Here is a 17684-nt window from a genome sequence, read left to right on the forward strand (position 1 = left end):
GTCGCGGCATGCGCATCCTCGTCACCGGCGGCGCCGGGTTCATCGGCACCCACGTCGTCGCCGCGCTGCGGGCGGCCGGCCACGACGTCACCGTCCTGGACCTGCTGCACCCCAAGGCCCACCGCACGGAGCCGGTGGGCGGGCCGTTGCTGCGCGCGGACGTGCGCGACGCGGCCGCCGTCGCCGGGGCGCTGGCCGGCGTCGACGCCGTGGTGCACCAGGCCGCGCTCGTGGGCATGGGCGTGGACCTGGCGGACCTGCCGGAGTACGCCGGCTGCAACGACCTCGGCACCGCGGTGCTGCTGGCCGGGATGGCCCGGGCCGGCGTGCTCCGGCTGGTGCTGGCCAGCTCGATGGTGGTCTACGGCGAGGGCGCGTACGCCTGCCCGCGCCACGGCGCGACGCAGCCCGCCGAGCGCACGCCCGCCGACCTGGCCGCCGGGCGCTTCGAGGCGCGCTGCCCGGCCTGCGGCGCGGCGCTCGAGCCCGGCGAGGTCGACGAGGACGCCCCGCTGCGGCCGCGCAGCGTGTACGCGGCGACGAAGACGGCCCAGGAACACCTCGCCGCGGCGTGGGCGGCCGGCGCGGGCGGGGCCGTGGCCGCTCTGCGCTACCACAACGTCTACGGCCCCGGCATGCCCCGCGACACGCCCTACAGCGGCGTGGCGGCGATCTTCCGCTCGGCGCTGCAGGCCGGGCGGGCGCCGCGCGTGTTCGAGGACGGCGGGCAGCGCCGCGACTTCGTGCACGTCACCGACGTCGCCGCGGCCAACCTGGCGGCCGTGGAGGCCACCGGGCGGGCGGGCTTCCGGGCGTACAACATCGCCTCGGGGCGGCCCACGACGATCGGCGACCTGGCCGCGGGCCTGGCCACCGCGGCCGGCGGCCCCGAGCCGGTCGTGACCGGTGAGTTCCGGGCCGGGGACGTGCGCCACGTCGTCGCCTCCGCGGCCCGGGCCCGGCGCGAGCTGGGCTTCACGGCCGCGATCGGGCTCGCGGAGGGCCTGCGTGAGTTCGCCACCGCCGCGCTGCGCGCCTGAAACCCCGTCCCCGACCGCGTTATTCCGAGTCGTACGACACGGCGCGCGACGGCGCCCCACGGCCTAGCGTGAGCTTCCATGAGAATCGTGTTGACCGGGGGAACCGGGTACATCGGGTCGGCCGTGGTGCGGGAGCTCGTCGCCGCCGGGCACGCCGTCACCGCGCTGGTGCGCAGCGACGAGGCCGCGGACAGGGCGCGCAAGCACGGGGCCGAGCCGGCCGTCGGGGATCTGTTCGACGCCGGCTGGACCGCGGCCCGCTTCGCCGAGGGCGACGCCGCCGCGCACATCGCGGCCACCGGCGGGCCCGACACCGTCGAGTTCGACCAGGCGATCGTCGCCGCGGCGAAGCGGGCGGGGACGCCGTACGTCCACACGAGCGGCATCTGGATCTGGGGCGACAACCCCGACATCACCGAGGACTCGCCGCTCGCCCCGCCGGCCCTGACCGCGTGGCGGGTGCCCGTCGAGCGGTCCGTCCTCGAGGCGGACCAGCCCACGAGCATCGTGGCGCCCGGCATCGTCTACGGCCGCGGCGGCGGCATCCCGGCCGGCGTGCTCGCGCCCGCCCGCGACGAGCGGGGGAGGGTCCGGCTCGTCGGCGACGGCTCCCAGCACTGGACGACCGTGCACGTCGACGACGTCGCGGTCGTGTACCGCCTGGTCCTCGAGCGCGGCTCCGGCCTCGGCCGCCTGGTCGTCGCCTCCGGCGTGAACCCGACCGTGCGGGAGCTGGCCGAGGCGGCCGCGGGCGGGGCCGGCGTCGCGCCGGAGACGGCCGGCGAGTCCCGCGCGCGGCTCGGCGAGCAGTTCGCGGACGCGCTGCTGCTCGACCAGCAGGCCTCCGGCGCGAAGGCCCGCGAGCTCGGCTGGACCCCGAGCGGCCCGTCGCTGGTCGAGGAGCTGCGCGCGGGCTAGGCGGGCAGCAGCGACGCGTCGGCCTCGGTGAGCGCGAGCACGTCGCTGGTCAGCGGCTGGTACACCCGCCGGAGCAGGGCCGGGTCGCAGGCGCTCGCCACGGTGGCGAAGACCGCCCGGGCAAGGCGCTCGGCCTCCTCGGGCGGCACCGCGGCGCGCGCGGACACGTCGGCGAGAAAGTCCAGGTGGACCTCCTGGTCGTACAGGTGCTGGAAGGACCACAGCGGCTCGGCCAGGGTCGGCGGCAACTCGGCGGCCAGGTGGTGCACCCAGCCGTCCGGCAGCCGGGTGGCCAGGGCGTGCAGCACGCCGCGCAGGGCCCGGCGCGCGCGTTCGGGATCGGTGATGCCGGTCTTGTCGCGTACCTCCGCGATGAACACGTCTTCGTACATGCCGCGAACGCTGCCCTTCGCGGAGGTGAGCGGCCATCACTCGGGCGGGACGGGCGGGACGTGAATGTGGTCATCCCGCCCGGGTGGGACCGGGTCACCCGGTGCTCGCCCAGCATGGCGGGGTACAGGCAGCCCGCTTCCCTGGGAGGCTCACCATGACACTGCTGGTCACCCGTCCCCGCCGGTCGCTGGGCATGTATCCGGCGCTGGGCCTGCCCGTGACGAGCGGCGCGCCCGTCGACATCGAGGAGACGAGCGAGGCGTTCCGCATCGACCTGGACCTGCCCGGGGTGGCCCCCGGCGACGTGGAGATCGAGCTGCGCGACAGCGAGCTTCGGGTCTACGGCTCGATCCGGGAGCCCGAGCGCACCGGCACGCTGCGCCACCACGCGCGGCGGACGGGCGAGTTCGAGTACCTGGTGGCCCTGCCGGGTGACGTCGACGCCGAGGCGGTCGCGGCCGACCTGGAGGGCGGGGTGCTCACGATCATCGCGCCCAAGACCGCCGGACGGCAGGCCCGCCGGATCGCGATCCACGGCCGCGACGAGCGCCGGGAGGAGCGCCGCGAAGAGCGCCGCGAGGAGCGCTCGGAGGTGCGGCCCGGCGTGCCCGACACCCCGGCCGCGCAGGCGAAGCAGATGAAGGAGGGCCAGGGGCGTCCCGGCCCGGCGAGCCAGCAGGTCGGCTCCACGGGCGTGGGCAGCACCGGGCAGGTCGGCCGCAGCGCGACGGTCTGAGGCGCGGCCGCGGCGCGGGGACGGCCGTCGTGGCCGCCGCGACCCGCGACCCCTACGCGGTGCTCGGCGTGGCCCGGGGGGCGGGGCGGGAGGAGATCCAGCGCGCGTACCGGCGCCTGGCCCGCCGACACCACCCGGACGTCAGCACCGAACCGGGCGCGGAGGAGCGGTTCAAGGAGATCAGCGCGGCGTACCGCTGGCTCGTCACCCGGGGCCGGACCCGCCCACGCGGCGACGTCGACCTCTCGAGTTGGCTCTTCCGCGGCGCGCGCGGGGCCGACCTGCGGGCCGAGGTCACCGTCGGCGTCGAGGTCGCCTACACCGGGGGCCGGCGGCGGGTGACCGTGGCCGGGCCGGCGGGGCGGCCGCGGCAGTACGACGTGCACGTCCCGCCCGGCGTGGCCGACGGGGAGCGGCTGCGGCTGCCCGGGCGCGGCGAGCCCGGCGTGCGCGGCGGCGTCGCGGGAGATCTGCTGCTCGAGGTCCACCTGGCGCCCCACCCTCGATTGCGGGTCGCCGGGCGCGACGTCCGGGTCGCGGTGCCCATCAGCCCGTGGGAGGCGGCCCTCGGCGCCGTGGTCCCCGTCGGCCTGCCCGGTGGCGACGTGCGGCTGGAGGTGCCGGCCGGCTCGTCGTCGGGCCGGCGCGTGCGGCTGCGCGGGCACGGGCTGCCCAACCCCCGCGGCGCGCCCGGTGACCTGTTCGCGGAGCTGCGCATCGTCGTGCCGGAGCGCCTCACCCCGGGTGAGCGCGCCCTGTTCGGCTCGCTGGCCCGCGAGTCGCCGTTCGACCCCCGAGACGAAACAGCCTGAGAGAGGGGATCCCATGCTCAAGAGGGAAGCCTGGCTGCTGGGCATCCGCGGCGTCCTCGCCGTCGTGTTCGGCATCCTCGCGGTCATCTGGCCCGGCGTGACGGTGATCGCGCTGGCCCTGCTGTTCGGCGTCTTCGCCATCGTGACCGGCATCGAGCAGATCGTGCACGCGATCCGCCCGGCGCCCGGGCCGTCGAACCCGGTCACCGGATTCGCGGACGGCACCGGCCCGCGGGTGGCCCGCGGCGTGGCCGGGCTCGTCGGGCTGATCCTCGGCGTGCTCGCGATCGCCTGGCCCGGGGTCACCGCGGTGGCGCTCGCCATCCTGGTCGGCGTCTGGGCGGTCGTCACGGGCCTGGCGGACCTGTGGCTCGCGACCCGCCAGCACGGCGGCTGGTCGATGGCCCTCATCGGCGCCCTGGCGATCGTGGCCGGCCTGTTCATCATGGTCCGCCCGACCGCGGGGGCGCTGGCCATCGCCTGGGCCATCGGGGTGTACGCGATCGTGAGCGGCGTGCTGCTGATCGTGGCCGCGTACCAGCTGCTGCACCAGGGCACGGGCCGGGGCCGGATGGCGGCCGCGCACTGACCGTCGCCGCGTGGTGGTGTCAACCGGGCGGGGCCGCGCGCCGTGCGCGGGGCCCGGCCCCGGGCCGGTCGGTGTCCACAGTGGAGTCGTGTCCCCGCGGGCCGGCCTCAGACCGACTGGAGCCCGTGCAGGCGGGCGAAGAGGCCGCCCCGGGCGAGCAGGTCGGCATGGGTGCCGAGCTCCGCCAGCCGCCCACCGGCCAGCACGGCGATCCGGTCGGCGTTGCGGATCGTGGCGAGGCGGTGCGCGACGACGAACGTGGTGCGCCCGCGCATGAGCCGCGCCAGGGCCTCCTGCACCAGGGCCTCGGACTCGCTGTCCAGGGCCGAGGTCGCCTCGTCCAGCAGCAGCACCCGCGGGTCGCGCACGAGCGCCCGGGCGATCGCGAGCCGCTGCCGCTGCCCGCCGGAGAGCAGCGCGCCGCGCTCGCCGACCATCGTGTCCCAGCCGTGCGGGAGGTCCTCCACGAAGCCCAGCGCGTTGGCGTCGCGCAGGGCCCGCGTGACGGTCCGCTCGTCCAGGTCGCGGCGGCCGTACGTCACGTTCTCCCAGATCGTCCCGTCGAACAGGACGGGCTCCTGCGGCACGACGGAGACGAACCTCCGGTAGGTCCGCAGGTCGATCTCCTGCATGTCCCGCCCGTCGAGGCGGACCCGGCCCTCGCTCGGCCGGATGAACCCGATGAGCAGGTTCAGCATCGTCGACTTGCCGGAGCCGGACGGCCCCACGAACGCGATCGTCTCGCCCGCGGCCACGGCCAGGTCGATGCCGGTCAGCGCCGGGGCGCCCGACTCCGGGTACCGGTAGCCGACGCCCTCCAGCACGATCTCGCCGCGCACCGCGCCGACGCGCTCCTTGCCCTCGTTGAGCTCCAGGTCGGGCGCGCCGAGCACCTCGCCGATCGAGCGGATCGACTCGAGGCCCTTGGTCACGATGGGGGCGAGGCCGAAGAGGCCGATGACGGAGCTGGTGAGCACCGCGAAGTACGTGCTGAGCAGCACCACGTCGCCCGCGCTCACCGGCGCGGCGCCCGTCCACGCGGCCCAGCCCGCGCCGACCAGGCAGGCCGCGCCGAGCAGCTGGTAGGTCACCCAGGACATCGCGCCGAACCGCCCGTTGACCATGTCCAGGCGCAGCCCCGCGGTGCGGACGTCCTCGACGGTGCCGCGCAGCCGGTGCACGGCCTCCTGCTCCAGCGCGTGGGCGCGGGTGATCGGCATGAGGTGGGCCATCTCGTCCACGCGCGCGGAGAGCTCCTCGACCCGCCGCCGGAACTCCGCGTTGCGCGCGCCGGACCGGCGGCGCACCATCGCCACCAGCGCCGCGGTGCACGGCACGACCAGCAGGAACAGCGGCACGAACTGCGGCACCCGCATGGCGGTCAGCGTGAGCGCGCCGAGCAGGGTGAGGATCGCGGAGCTGCCGGAGGCCGCCACCTGCTGCAGCATCAGCTCGACGTTCTCCACGTCGCGCACCAGCTTCGTCTGCAGCAGGCTCCCGCCCGCGCGGGCGTGGAACGCGATCGACAGCTGCTGCAGCCGCCCGGCGAGCTCGGAGCGCAGGTCGGTGCCGAGGTGGCGCACGATGAGGCTCATCTGGCGCACCCACAGCATGTGCATCGGGATGTTCTGCAGCAGGATCACGGCGAGCACGGCGGCGTTGAGCCACAGCTGCGCGATCGGCCGGTGCTGCACCACGACGTCGATGATGTTGGCGGTGAGCAGGGGCAGCAGCCAGATGGGGCTGTCCTTGACGGCGAACGCGAGCGTGGCCAGGAGCAGTCGCCTCTTGCCCGGCGCGAGCAGGCGCATGATCGTGCGCACCGGACGGCGGCCGTCGAAGTCCATGCGGCTCATTCTTTTCGGTGCTCCGGGGCGTCCGGAAGTCGTGCCGGACGTCGGCCGCGTCACACCCGAAAGCGGGGCGAAAATCCGCGTACCGGCGTTGTAGCCTGCACGTCATGACGCAGCCACCGTATGGAACCCCCAATCCGTATGGGCAGCCGGACCCCTACGGGCAGCAGCCGCCGTACGGTCAGCAGCCGTCGTACGGTCAGCAGCCGCCGCCCTACGGCCAGCAGCCGGTGCCCTATGGACAGTCCGATCCGTACGGCCAGCCCGCGCTGCCCGCCTCGCCGCCCCCGATGTCTGCGCCGCCCGCGTCGGGCGTGCCGGCCTCGGGCCAGCCCTACGGCACCGCCTACCAGCTGCCGCCGGTCTCGGGCGCCCCGGCCTCGGGCGGCGCGTACGACCCCTACGGCCAGGCCGCCGGATACCCGCAGGCCGCCTACGGCCAGCCCGCGGCCTACCCGGCCACCGTGGCGGCCTACGACCCGCTGACCGGCCAGCCCTACTCCGACAAGAGCAAGCTCGTCGGCGGCCTGCTGCAGCTGCTGCCGGGCCTGTTCTTCTGCCTCGGCGGCATCGGCCGGCTCTACGCGGGCAACATCGCGCTCGGCGTGACCCAGCTCGTGCTGAGCGTGGTGGTCGGCTGGACGTCGATCGTCTGCGGCTGGCTGCTGTTCTTCGTTCCGTGGCTGGCGGCCGCCGGCCTGTGGCTGTGGTTCGTCATCGACGGCATCATGATGCTGGCCGGGCGCCCGGTCGACGGCCAGGGCCGCCCGCTGCGCCCCAACTGAGCACCGCCGGACGACTCCACGCCGGGGCCGCGCCTGATGCGCGACCCCGGCGTCGTCGTGTCCGGCCCGCCGGCGGTGGATCGGCGGCGGATCAGGGGCGCACGCCGCGGATCGAGGCGTCGAGGACCTCGGCGGTGTGGGCCAGGCGGATCGAGGCGCCGGCCCGCCTGACCGCGGCCGCGATCTGCATCAGGCAGCCCGGGTTGGCGGTGACGAGCAGCGACGCCCCCGTCGAGAGCACGTCGCGCGCCTTGCGGTCGCCCAGCTCCGCGGCCGGGCCGGGGTTCAGCACGTTCCAGATGCCGGCCGAGCCGCAGCAGATCTCCGCATCCGGGATCTCGCGCAGGTCCAGGCCCGGGACGGCGCGCAGCAGCGCCCGCGGCTGGGCGCGCACGCCCTGGGCGTGGCCCAGGTGGCAGGCGTCGTGGTACGCGGCGGTCACCGGCACCGGATGCCGGGGCGCGACCGGGCCGAGCTCCACCAGAAACTCCGACAGGTCCCGGGTCCGCGAGGCCAGCTCCCCGTGCTCCTTGAGCGACGAGCCGCACCCGGCCGCGTTCACCACCAGCGCGTCGACGTCGGCGAACACGCGGTCGAGGCCGGCCGAGAACCGGTCGGCCTCGGCGGTGCGGCCGCTGTGCCGGCTCAGCGCGCCGCAGCAGCCCTGCTCCGGCGGGATCACCACCTCGCAGCCCTCGGCGGCCAGCACCCGGGCGGTCGCGGCGTTCACGCCGGGGAAGAACGCCTGCTGCACGCAGCCGGTGAGCATGCCGACCCGCGCGCGGCGGCGGCCCAGCGCCGGGACGACCGCGGGGAGCCGGACCGATCGGCGGGCCGGGGGAGCCAGGTCCAGCAGCGTGCGCAGGGTCGCGGGCAGGGCGCGCCGCAACGGGGTGCCCAGCCGTCGGTACCCCGTCAGGGGCGCCTTCGCCGCCTCCAGCCGGCGCCGGTAGGGGAACAGGGCGAAGACGGCCGCCCGCAGTGCCCGGCCCGCGGGCGGGCGCACCTGCTCGACCATCGCGCGGGTCTCGGTGATCAGCTTGTCGTACTGGACCCCCGACGGGCACGCGGTCACGCACGCCATGCAGCCCAGGCACGCGTCGAAGTGCCCGGTCATGGCGGGCGTCAGCGGCTCGCCCTCGGTCTGCTGGAGCATGAGCTGGATGCGCCCGCGCGGCGAGTCCATCTCCTCGCCCCACAGCACGTAGGTCGGGCAGGTCGGCAGGCAGAACCCGCAGTGCACGCAGTCACCGATGAGGTCCCGCCGCTCGTCGCTCATCAGATGCCCCCGACGAACCGGCCGGGCGCGAGCGTGCCGGCCGGGTCGAACTGCTCCTTGACCCGGCGCATGAGGTCGAGCCCGTCGACGTGGCCCCAGACGTCGACCCGCGCGCGGACCGGCGGCGGGGCGGTCAGCACCACGCAGTGCCCGGCCCCGGCCCGGGTCGCGGCGCGCAGGTCGCTGATCACCCCGGCCACGACGCCGGGGTCGGTGTCGCCGGGCAGCCCGGCGTAGAGCACCCCGGTGCCGGCCGAGCCGCGCACGCGCACCGGCACGTCGTGCAGGCGCGCGGTGACGCCGGCCGCGGTGAGCAGGTACGGCACCCGCGACAACGCGCAGGTGAGCTTGATCCCGACGTCGCCCGGCGCCCACGGGTAGGTGCCCCAGCACGGCGGCGGCGACTCGGCCTGCTCGGTCTCCTCGCCGAGCAGCTTGCGCAGGTCGGCGGCGCGCCGCTCGACGCCCGCCGGCACCCCCTCGACGAGCGCGGTCACCGTGAGCGGGTCCTCCCCGGCGGCCATGTCGACCTCCAGCGCGCTCGGCACCACCTGCGCGGCGAGCACGGACGCCACCGCCCGGCCGGCCTCGTCGGGCCCGGCCACGCGGGCCGAGACGTAGCGGGCCGCGGCGGGCAGCGGGTGCAGGCGGAAGGCGCACTCGGTGATGACGCCGAGGGTGCCGTACGAACCGGCGACGAGCTTGCCGAGGTCGTAGCCGGCGACGTTCTTGACGACCTTGCCGCCGGCCTTGGCCACGACCCCGTCGGCGCGCACCACGGTGACGCCGATGAGCAGGTCACGCACGGTGCCGTAGAGCATGCGGCGCGGGCCGGACGCGTTGACCGCGACGGTGCCGCCCACGGTCGCGCCCGGCAGCGGCTCGTCGAGGGCCAGCTGCTGCCCGGCCGGGCGCAGGGCCTCCTGCACCTCGCGCAGCGGCGTCCCGGCGCGCACGATCGCCACCAGGTCCCCGGCCGCGTGCTCGACCAGGCCGCACACCCCGCGCAGCTCCACGATCAGGTCGAGCCGCTGCGGCGGCAGCGCCCAGTCCTGCCGCGTGCCGGCCCCGCGCACCACCAGCGCGAGCTCGTCGGCGGCCGCGCCGCGCACCACGTCGGCCACCTCCGCGGTCGAGGCCGGCTCGGCCACCGCGGCCGCGGGGACCCCGGCGATCTCATCGACGACCGTCACGTCAGAACACCTCCACGCCCGCGTCGTGCCAGGGGTTCGGTCCTTTGCGCCGGCCGGGCACCTCGCCGCACAGCCGCGGGGTCGGGAACACCTTGCCCGGGTTCGCCAGGCCCCGCGGGTCGAACGCGCACCGCAGCAGCTGCATGGTGTCGAGGTCGGCCTCGGTGTACATCCTCGGCAGGTGCTTCGCCTTGTCCACGCCGACCCCGTGCTCGCCGGTGATCGACCCGCCGTGCTCGACGCAGATGTCCAGGATCGCCCCGGACACCGTCTCGGCCCGCTCGGCCTGCCCGGCCACCGCCTCGTCGAAGAGCACGAGCGGGTGCAGGTTGCCGTCGCCGGCGTGGAAGACGTTCGCGACCCGCACGCCGTGCTCCCGGGCCAGCTCGCCGATGCGCGTGAGCACCTGCGGCAGCGCCGTGCGGGGGATGACCCCGTCCTGCACGATGTAGTCGGGGGAGATGCGCCCGACCGCGGCGAACGCGGACTTGCGGCCCTTCCAGAACAGCGCCCGCTCGGCGTCGTCGGCGGCGATGCGGATCTCGAACGCGCCGTGCGCGCGGCAGAGCTCCTCGACCGCGGCGAACTGGGCCTCGACCTCGGCCGCGGGGCCGTCGAGCTCGACGATGAGCACCGCGCCCGCCCCGGCGGGGTAGCCGCAGTGCACCGCGGCCTCGGCCGCCTCGATCGCCAGGGCGTCCATCATCTCCACGGCCGCGGGCACCACGCCGGCCGCGATGATCGCCGAAGTCGCTGCGCCCGCCGCGTCCGGGCCGGTGAACGCGGCCAGCAGGGTGCGCACGGTCTCGGGCAGGCGCACCAGCCGTACCGTCACCTCGGTGGCGATCCCGAGCGTCCCCTCGGAGCCGACGAACGCGCCGAGCAGGTCGTAGCCGGGCGCGTCGGGAGCCCGCCCGCCCAGCCGCACCAGCTCCCCGTCCGGCGTCACGATCTGCACGCCGGTGACGTGGTTCGCCGTGAAGCCGTACTTCAGGCAGTGCGCCCCGCCCGAGTTCTCCGCCACGTTGCCGCCGATCGAGCAGATCTGCTGGCTGGAGGGGTCGGGGGCGTAGTAGTACCCGTGCGGCGTGGCGGCCTTGGAGACCTGCAGGTTGATCACGCCGGGCTCGAGCACGGCCCGCTCGTCCTGGGGCGCGACCTCGCGGATGGCGCGCAGCTGGGAGGTGACGATGAGCGCGCCGTCGGCGTGGGGCAGCGCGCCGCCGGACAGGCCGGTGCCGGAGCCGCGGGCCACGAACGGCACCCCGTGCGCGACGCAGGCGCGGACCACGGCCGCGCACTCCTCGGCCGTGCGCGGCAGCAGCACGATCGCCGGCACGACCCGGTAGTGGGCCAGCCCGTCGCACTCGTACGTCCGCAACCGCGCCCGGTCCGTGATGATCTGATCGGGCCGCAGGTGCTGCCGCACGGCCACGGCGAGCGCATCGACGCTCATGCCGGCTCCTCCGCTGCGCTCCGGACCGCTCATGGCATCCGTTCGTACGCCGGAATCGTCAGGAAGTCCACAAATTCGTCGGCCACGGCCACCTCCATGAACAAATCGCGCGCCGCGCTCAGGTCGCCACCGAGCCCGGCCAGCTCCTCGTCCGCGATCCGCTCGACCAGCTCGCGGGTCACCAGCTCCCCGGTGTCGTCGAGCGTGACGCCGTTGTGCAGCCACTGCCACACCTGCGAGCGGGAGATCTCCGCCGTCGCCGCGTCCTCCATCAGGTTGTCGATCGCGACGGCGCCGCTGCCGCGCAGCCACGCGTCGAGGTACTGCACGCCGACGCTCACCGCGCTGCGCAGCCCGGCCTCCGTGCGCCGCCCGGGCGTGGCCGCGACGTTGAGCAGGTCGGCCTCGGTGACGCTCACGTCCTCGCGGAGCCGGTCGAGCTGGTTGGGCCGGTCGCGCAGCACGCCGTCGAAGATCTCGCGGCAGACCGGGACGAGATCGGGGTGCGCGACCCAGGAGCCGTCGAAGCCGTCGCCGGCCTCGCGGGTCTTGTCCGCGGAAACTTTCTCGAACGCGGCCCGGTTCACGGCGGCGTCGCGGCGGCTCGGGATGAAGGCCGCCATCCCGCCGATCGCGTGCGCGCCGCGCTTGTGACAGGTGCGCACGAGCAGTTCGGTGTACGCCCGCATGAACGGCACCGTCATCGTCACCGAGTTGCGGTCGGGCAGCAGGAAGTCGCGGCCGCGCGTGCGGAACTTCTTGATGACGCTGAACATGTAGTCCCAGCGCCCCGCGTTCAGCCCGGCGGAGTGCTCGCGCAGCTCGTAGAGGATCTCCTCCATCTCGAAGGCGGCCGGGAAGGTCTCGATCAGCACCGTGGCCCGGATCGTGCCGGTCGGGCGGCCGAAGCGCTCCTCGGTGTAGGCGAACACCTCGTTCCACAGCCGGGCCTCGAGGTGCGACTCCATCTTGGGCAGGTAGTAGTACGGCCTGGTGGCGAGGTGGTTGTGGAAGAAGTAGAGCCCGAAGTCGGTCAGCGAGCCCGACGTGCGCTGCCCGTCGACCAGGATGTGCTTCTCCGGCAGGTGCCAGCCGCGGGGGCGCACCACGATCGTCGGCCGGGGGCCGTCCGTCAGCCGGTAGTCCTTGCCGTCCGGCGACGTGAACGCCAGCGTGCCGGCCACCGCGTCGCGCAGGTTGAGCTGGCCCTGGACCACGTTGTCCCACAGCGGCGTGTTGGCGTCCTCGTGGTCGGCCAGCCACACCTTCGCGCCCGAGTTCAGGGCGTTGATGGTCATCTTCGCGTCGGTCGGCCCGGTGATCTCGACCCGCCGGTCGATCAGGCCGGGCGCCGGCTCGGCCACCCGCCATTCGGCCTCCCGCACGCCGAGGGTCTCGGGCAGGAAGCCCAGTGTGCCTCCGGCCTGCAGCGCCGCCTCGCGCTCCTGGCGCAGCGCGAGCAGCTCCAGCCGGCGCGCGTCGAAGCGGCGGTGCAGATCTGCCAGGAAACTCAGAGCCTCTTCGGTCAGGATCTCAGCGAAGCGATCGCCGAGCGGTCCGGTAATCTCGACGCCCGTAGCGTTGCCCATACGACCGACCTTAGGCCATATCGCGGCCTACCCCGGTGCGTGCCGCGAGGCGTGTGGTATGGGAAGCTTCGCCGAACGAAACTCAGGTCCGTCTGTGTGCGGGTCCGTCCACCAGGGGAGTCGACGAATCGTGAGCGATCGGGGCAGGAACCGCCGCCCGGCAAGGTCGACCAAGGCCACCCCGCCGAAGGCGGATGCGGTCGAGGCGGAGGAGACGACCACGGCGGACGATGCGGCTTCGGTCGAATCGGACACTGTGGACACTGCGGGCACGGTGGACTCCGTGGACACCGCGGACGAACCGGACAGTGTGGACGACGCGGAGGCCGTGGGGTCCGACGAGGACGGCGACGAGGACGAGGAAGCGGAGCGGAAGCCGGCCAAGGGCAAGGGCCCGGCCCCGCTGACGAGGGCCGAGAAGCGCGCCGCCGCGCGGGTCGCCGCCGCGAGGTCCGCCCGCCGCCGCCGCATCGGCCAGGCCATCGCCGGCACCGTGATCGTCCTGCTCGCCATCGGCGGCGCGTTCGCCGGCGTGTGGTACTTCGGCGACCGCGCCGAGCAGCAGAAGACGGAGTGCAAGAAGCCGGACCAGAGCGCCTACCCGCCGTTGCTCGGCGGCTTCGACAAGCGCCTGGCCGACGAGCCCAAGACCGAGGCGGGCACGGAGCCGAGTGTCGGCGTGCGCACGGTCAAGACCCTGATCCAGGGCAAGTGCAAGACCGTCAAGGCCGGCGACACCGTCGTGGTCAACTACGTGGGCCTGACCTACAAGGACGGCAAGGTCTTCGACTCGTCCTGGCAGCACAAGCAGACCTTCCCGGTGCAGGTCGGCATGCTCGAGCAGGGCCAGCAGGCCCAGGTCATCGAGGGCTGGGACCGCGGCCTGGTGGGCCTGAAGGTCGGCAGCCGGGTCATCCTGGACATCCCGGTCAAGGAGGCCTACAACAACGCCGAGGGCTACCCCCAGGGCGACCTGCGCTTCTACGTCGACATCCTGGACATCCAGGCCGCCGACAGCAGCGGCGGCCTGCAGGTCCCGGGCAACTAGCCCCCGGCTCCCCGCGCGCACAGGGCGGCCCCGGCACACCGGGGCCGCCCTTCGCCGTTCGCGGGGTGCCGAGGTGGCTCAGGGGCGGGTCGCCACCCGGCGCAGGCGCTCCACCACGCCGGGGTGGGGCCACTCGCGCAGGCGGTAGCGCTCCGGGTCCAGGCCCGGCTCCGGCTCCAGGTCGACCTCGCGCGCCACCGAGTCCCAGGCCACGAAGAACGGGTCGGCGCCGTCGGACGGGAACGCGACGTAGTCGGCCCGGGGCAGCAGCGTGTCCACGCCCTCGGCCCAGCTCGCCACCGTGAAGACCGTCCCGTCCGGGCGCTGCGCGCTCGTGCACGAGGCCACGAACGCGTCGGACTCCAGGTGGGCGGCCTGGGCGGCGTACTCCGAGGCCGCGAGGATCACCTCGGTGCGGTGCGTGAGGCCGTACATCGGGTGCCCCGCCGGCACCAGGAAGGGCACCACGGCGCCGGTCTCGTCGACCGTGAGCGCCATCGGGGAGATCGGGCGGGCCGCGTCGCGGTACTCCTGCTCGGCGAGCTCGAACACCTTGCCCAGTGTCTCCGGGGTGTCCTCGGACCCGCGGCCGACGAGCAGCATCCCCGTCGTGTCCGCGACGAAGGCGAGCGGCACCCCGCCGAGCCGGGAGCGCTGGGCGGCCAGCCAGCCGTCGACGAACAGGTGCGAGGCCCAGTACGCGTCGCCGTCCTCGACCATCCGGATCAGCGGGCGCGGCCCGGGGGCCTCGTCCGTCCCGCCGCCGGCCCGCGCGATGGCGGCCATGTTGCGCCGCGCCCGGTCGAACACCGTGCCCTCGGTGACGCCCCAGTCCCGCAGCTGCCGGTCCGTCACGTACATCACCGACGTCGGCTGGTCCACGACCACGAACTCGGCCAGGTACGCCCACGCCGGCCGGCGCAGCGGCCGCGGCGCGGAGGCGGGCATCCCGGTGCCGAACGTGACCGTGCGCAGCAGCGGCCGCAGCAGCGGGGCGACCTCCTCCCAGCTGTCCGGCGCGCCCGGGTTGAACACGACGGCGCTGAGGAACGACGCGATGCGCTCGCGGCGCTCCGCCCGGCCGGCCCGCTCGCACTCGCGGTAGATGTTGCCGAGGTAGGCGATGGCCGGCTGGGCCTGGGCCGCGTCGCGGCGGACCTCGATGGCGAACTGGTCGGGCAGGTACCGCGCCGAGACCACGCCGGCGTCGCGCATCGCGGTGAGCACCCGGCGGGCGAAGCGCTGCTGTGGCGTGCCGCGGAGCCGGTCGAGCATCCCCATGTGGCCGTACGGTACCGGATCACCGCGACGGGTTTGGACCCGGCGGATTCGGCAAGCCATACCGTATGGCGAAGCAACCGACCGTCGGCGAGGCGATCATCGCGCGGCTGGCCGCCTGGGGCGTCGACACCGTGTTCGGCCTGCCCGGCGACGGCATCAACGGGCTCATGGAGGGCCTGCGGCGCAACGCGGACCGGGTGCGGTTCGTGCTCGTGCACCACGAGGAGGCCGCCGCCTTCATGGCCGTCGCGCACGCCAAGGCGACCGGGCGGCTGGGGGTGTGCCTGGCGACGTCGGGCCCGGGCGGGATCCACCTCGCCAACGGGCTCTACGACGCCAAACTCGACCACGCCCCCGTGCTGGCGATCACCGGCATGCAGGAGTCCGTGGTGCTCGGCACCGGCTATCAGCAGGAGGTACACCTGGATCGGCTCTTCGAGGACGTGGCCGAGTACAACGAGCCGATCGTCAACCCCGCCCAGGTGCCCGCGCTCGTCGACATCGCCGTGCGCACCGCCCTGGCCCGCCGCGGGGTGGCCCACCTGACCGTGCCCAACGACGTGCAGGTCGCGACCGCGGGCGACAACCCGTTCGAGGAGGTCGGCCCGGTCCGCGCGCCGGTCACGTCCCCGGTCTGGGTCCCGCCCCCGGTCCGCCCGGCCGACGACGACCTGCAGGCCGCCGCGGACCTGCTCAACGTGGCCGAGCGCCCGGCGATCCTGGCCGGCATCGGTGCGCGGGGCGCCGGGGCGCTGGTCGAGCTGACCGCGGACGTGCTCGGCGCGCCCATCGTGAAGTCGCTGCTGGGCAAGATGGTCGTGCCCGACGACTCCCAGTTCTCCCTCGGCGGCCTCGGGCTGCTCGGCACCGCGCCGAGCGAGGACCTCATGGCCGAGTGCGACACGCTGCTCATGGTCGGCACCAACTTCCCCTACACGAAGTTCCTGCCCGAGCCCGGCCAGGCCCACGTGATCCAGATCGAGGCCGAGGCGACCCGCGCCGGGACCCGCATCCCGACCGACGTGCCGCTCGTCGGTGACGCCGCCGCCACCCTGGAGTCGCTGCTGCCCCGGCTGAAGCGGCGCACCGATCGGCGGCATCTGCAGCGGTACCAGCAGAAGATGCACGACTGGCGGGAGGGCCTGGCCGCCCTGGAGAACCCGGAGCGGGACCCGATCGCGCCGCAGTACCTGGCCGCGGCCCTGGACCGGGCGGCCGCCCCCGACGCGATCCTGTGCTGCGACTCGGGCACCGTGGCCACCTGGGCCGCCCGGCACTGGCAGATCGTCGGGGGCCGCGAGTTCTACCTGTCCGGCACGCTCGCCACCATGGCCCCGGGGCTGCCCTACGCCATCGCGCTGCAGCACGAGTACCCCGGCCGCCAGTGCATCGCCTTCGTCGGCGACGGCGGGTTCGCGATGCTGATGGCGGAGTTCCACACCGCCGCGCGCTACGGCCTGCCGGTCAAGGTGGTCATCAACAACAACAACGCGCTCGGCATGATCGTGTGGGAGCAGATGGTGCTCGGCCTGCCCGAGTACGGCGTGCGCTTCGGCGACCCCGCGCCCGACTACGCGGCCTGGGCCCGCGGCTGCGGCGGCTTCGGCGCCCGCGTGACCTCGCCCGGCGCGCTGGAGGAGACCCTGCGCGACGCGCTCGCGTTCGCCGGCCCGGCCGTGGTCGACGTCGCCGTGGACGCGAACGAGCCGCCGATGCCGGCGAAGGTGACGTATCAGCAGGCGGTCCGCTTCGCCGAGTCGTTCCTGCGCGGCCAGCCCCACCGCGCCGCCATCGCGACCACGATCCTCAAGGACAAGATCACTCAGCTGAAGGGATGACCTCGTGATGCGCGCCCAGCCTCGCGGCGCCCGCGGCACCTTCGGGCACCCGTACTCCGCCCTGAACCTCCGCCTCGTCCTGGCCGTGTTCGGCTTCTTCACCAGCGCGGTGCTGGGCGCCCTGGCCCTGTCCGCCGGCTTCACCTGGCTGGGCGTGATCCTGCTCGTGCTCGCGGCGAGCGCCCTGGCCGACTCGGTCGTGGTCGAGCTGCGGCGGCGGGCCCGTGCCCGCGAGGGCGGCGGCCGCGGCTCCCTCTTCGAGTAGCCCCGGTCCGCTCACCGCGGTGGCGGCGCGCAGCGCTTCGGGGTGGGCGCGCAGGATCGCGTCGACGATCTCGGTGGGCGGCGGCTCGACCGACACCTCGGTCACGCCCTCGCCCGGCTGCGGCGGCTCCAGCGCGGCGAACTGGCTGTCGAGCATCTCCACGCGCATGAAGTGGCCGTGACGGGCCGCGAGCCGGCGCGCGATCAGCTCGCGGGAGCCTTCGAGGAACACCATGCGCACCTGCGGACGGCCCTCGCGCAGCCGGTCGCGGTAGACGCGCTTGAGCCCGGAGCACGTGACGACGCCGGGCTCGCCGGCCGTGGCGCGCTCGTCGAGCCAGCGTCCGATCGCCGCGAGCCAGGGCTCCCGGTCGGCGTCGGTGAGCGGGACGCCCGCGGCCATCTTCTCGACGTTCGCGGGCGGGTGGAAGTCGTCGGCCTCGGCGTAGGTCCAGCCCAGCCGGCCGGCGAGCATCGCGCCCACGGTGGTCTTCCCGGTGCCGGCGACACCCATGACGACGAATACCGGCGGCGCGTCTGGCATGGCGACACCGTACCCGCACGGCCGCCGGCGCTAACGGCGCGTTGCCCGCACGGCCGCCGGCGCTGA

General features: G+C 74.8%; 16 protein-coding genes. 8 read left to right on the forward strand and 8 right to left on the reverse strand.

The genetic code is table 11. The features are described from left to right. Positions 1–8: 8 nt before the first annotated feature. Together ACQP2P_RS10240 and ACQP2P_RS10245 are read left to right on the forward strand one after the other, a co-directional pair. Positions 9–1040 carry an NAD-dependent epimerase/dehydratase family protein gene (locus tag ACQP2P_RS10240; RefSeq protein ID WP_433614989.1) on the forward strand — a complete coding sequence of 344 codons (1032 nt, stop codon included), beginning with the start codon at positions 9–11 and terminating at the stop codon, positions 1038–1040. A 78-nt stretch (positions 1041–1118) separates the two neighbouring features. Next, positions 1119–1958: an NAD-dependent epimerase/dehydratase family protein gene (locus tag ACQP2P_RS10245; protein WP_433614990.1), complete on the forward strand. Its 840-nt coding sequence runs from the start codon at positions 1119–1121 to the stop codon at positions 1956–1958. On the opposite strand, the gene ACQP2P_RS10250 is transcribed toward ACQP2P_RS10245, so the two are convergent. Further along, positions 1955–2350 (reverse strand): DUF2267 domain-containing protein, encoded by a 396-nt coding sequence (locus ACQP2P_RS10250; RefSeq protein WP_433614992.1) that lies wholly within the window; start codon positions 2348–2350, stop codon positions 1955–1957. The genes ACQP2P_RS10245 and ACQP2P_RS10250 overlap by 4 nt on opposite strands. A 155-nt stretch (positions 2351–2505) precedes the next feature. On the opposite strand from ACQP2P_RS10250, the gene ACQP2P_RS10255 reads away from it, so the two are divergent. Genes ACQP2P_RS10255 through ACQP2P_RS10265 form a run of 3 tightly spaced genes read left to right on the forward strand, consistent with a single transcriptional unit; the run spans position 2506 to position 4488 of the window. Continuing rightward, complete coding sequence (locus tag ACQP2P_RS10255) at positions 2506–3087, forward strand: Hsp20/alpha crystallin family protein (RefSeq protein WP_433614994.1); 582 nt, start codon at positions 2506–2508, stop codon at positions 3085–3087. A 29-nt stretch (positions 3088–3116) separates the two neighbouring features. Then, the gene (locus ACQP2P_RS10260; protein WP_433614996.1) at positions 3117–3899 is read left to right on the forward strand and encodes a DnaJ C-terminal domain-containing protein; all 783 of its coding nucleotides are present in this window, start codon (positions 3117–3119) and stop codon (positions 3897–3899) included. Positions 3900–3912: 13 nt separating this feature from the next. Then, positions 3913–4488, forward strand: coding sequence for an HdeD family acid-resistance protein (locus ACQP2P_RS10265; protein WP_433614998.1), 576 nt, complete (start codon positions 3913–3915; stop codon positions 4486–4488). Positions 4489–4595: 107 nt separating this feature from the next. Here the strand turns inward: ACQP2P_RS10265 and ACQP2P_RS10270 are convergent, their stop codons facing one another. After that, a complete protein-coding gene (locus ACQP2P_RS10270; protein WP_433614999.1) occupies positions 4596–6335 on the reverse strand; it encodes an ABC transporter ATP-binding protein in 1740 nt (579 codons plus the stop codon). Between the two features lie 113 nt (positions 6336–6448). Here ACQP2P_RS10270 and ACQP2P_RS10275 point away from each other — a divergent pair, with 113 nt between their 5' ends. Then, positions 6449–7126: a hypothetical protein gene (locus tag ACQP2P_RS10275; protein WP_433615001.1), complete on the forward strand. Its 678-nt coding sequence runs from the start codon at positions 6449–6451 to the stop codon at positions 7124–7126. A gap of 91 nt (positions 7127–7217) precedes the next feature. Here ACQP2P_RS10275 and ACQP2P_RS10280 read toward each other — a convergent pair whose 3' ends face one another. The 4 genes from ACQP2P_RS10280 to aceB are packed head-to-tail and all read right to left on the reverse strand — an operon-like array spanning position 7218 to position 12643. Then, the gene (locus tag ACQP2P_RS10280; RefSeq protein WP_433615002.1) at positions 7218–8405 is read right to left on the reverse strand and encodes a (Fe-S)-binding protein; all 1188 of its coding nucleotides are present in this window, start codon (positions 8403–8405) and stop codon (positions 7218–7220) included. Next, positions 8405–9598, reverse strand: a complete 1194-nt coding sequence (locus ACQP2P_RS10285) for an FAD-binding oxidoreductase (protein ID WP_433615004.1) — start codon at positions 9596–9598, stop codon at positions 8405–8407. Before ACQP2P_RS10285 ends, ACQP2P_RS10280 begins: the two co-directional genes overlap by 1 nt. Position 9599: 1 nt before the next feature. Beyond that, positions 9600–11054, reverse strand: coding sequence for an FAD-linked oxidase C-terminal domain-containing protein (locus ACQP2P_RS10290; protein WP_433615006.1), 1455 nt, complete (start codon positions 11052–11054; stop codon positions 9600–9602). A gap of 29 nt (positions 11055–11083) precedes the next feature. Further along, positions 11084–12643, reverse strand: coding sequence for a malate synthase A (aceB, locus tag ACQP2P_RS10295; protein WP_433615008.1), 1560 nt, complete (start codon positions 12641–12643; stop codon positions 11084–11086). Between the two features lie 283 nt (positions 12644–12926). Here aceB and ACQP2P_RS10300 point away from each other — a divergent pair, with 283 nt between their 5' ends. Beyond that, entirely contained in the window at positions 12927–13691 is a 765-nt protein-coding gene (locus tag ACQP2P_RS10300; RefSeq protein WP_433615010.1) for an FKBP-type peptidyl-prolyl cis-trans isomerase, read from the forward strand. Between the two features lie 78 nt (positions 13692–13769). Here the strand turns inward: ACQP2P_RS10300 and ACQP2P_RS10305 are convergent, their stop codons facing one another. After that, a complete protein-coding gene (locus ACQP2P_RS10305; protein ID WP_433615012.1) occupies positions 13770–14972 on the reverse strand; it encodes a hypothetical protein in 1203 nt (400 codons plus the stop codon). Positions 14973–15037: 65 nt separating this feature from the next. Here ACQP2P_RS10305 and ACQP2P_RS10310 point away from each other — a divergent pair, with 65 nt between their 5' ends. Beyond that, positions 15038–16810 (forward strand): thiamine pyrophosphate-dependent enzyme, encoded by a 1773-nt coding sequence (locus ACQP2P_RS10310; protein WP_433615013.1) that lies wholly within the window; start codon positions 15038–15040, stop codon positions 16808–16810. Here the strand turns inward: ACQP2P_RS10310 and ACQP2P_RS10315 are convergent. Continuing rightward, positions 16791–17618 carry a gluconokinase gene (locus ACQP2P_RS10315; RefSeq protein ID WP_433615015.1) on the reverse strand — a complete coding sequence of 276 codons (828 nt, stop codon included), beginning with the start codon at positions 17616–17618 and terminating at the stop codon, positions 16791–16793. The genes ACQP2P_RS10310 and ACQP2P_RS10315 overlap by 20 nt on opposite strands. Between the last annotated feature and the right edge of the window lie 66 nt (positions 17619–17684).

Source organism: Dactylosporangium sp. CA-139114 (assembly GCF_050955725.1).
GTDB lineage: Bacteria > Actinomycetota > Actinomycetes > Mycobacteriales > Micromonosporaceae > Dactylosporangium.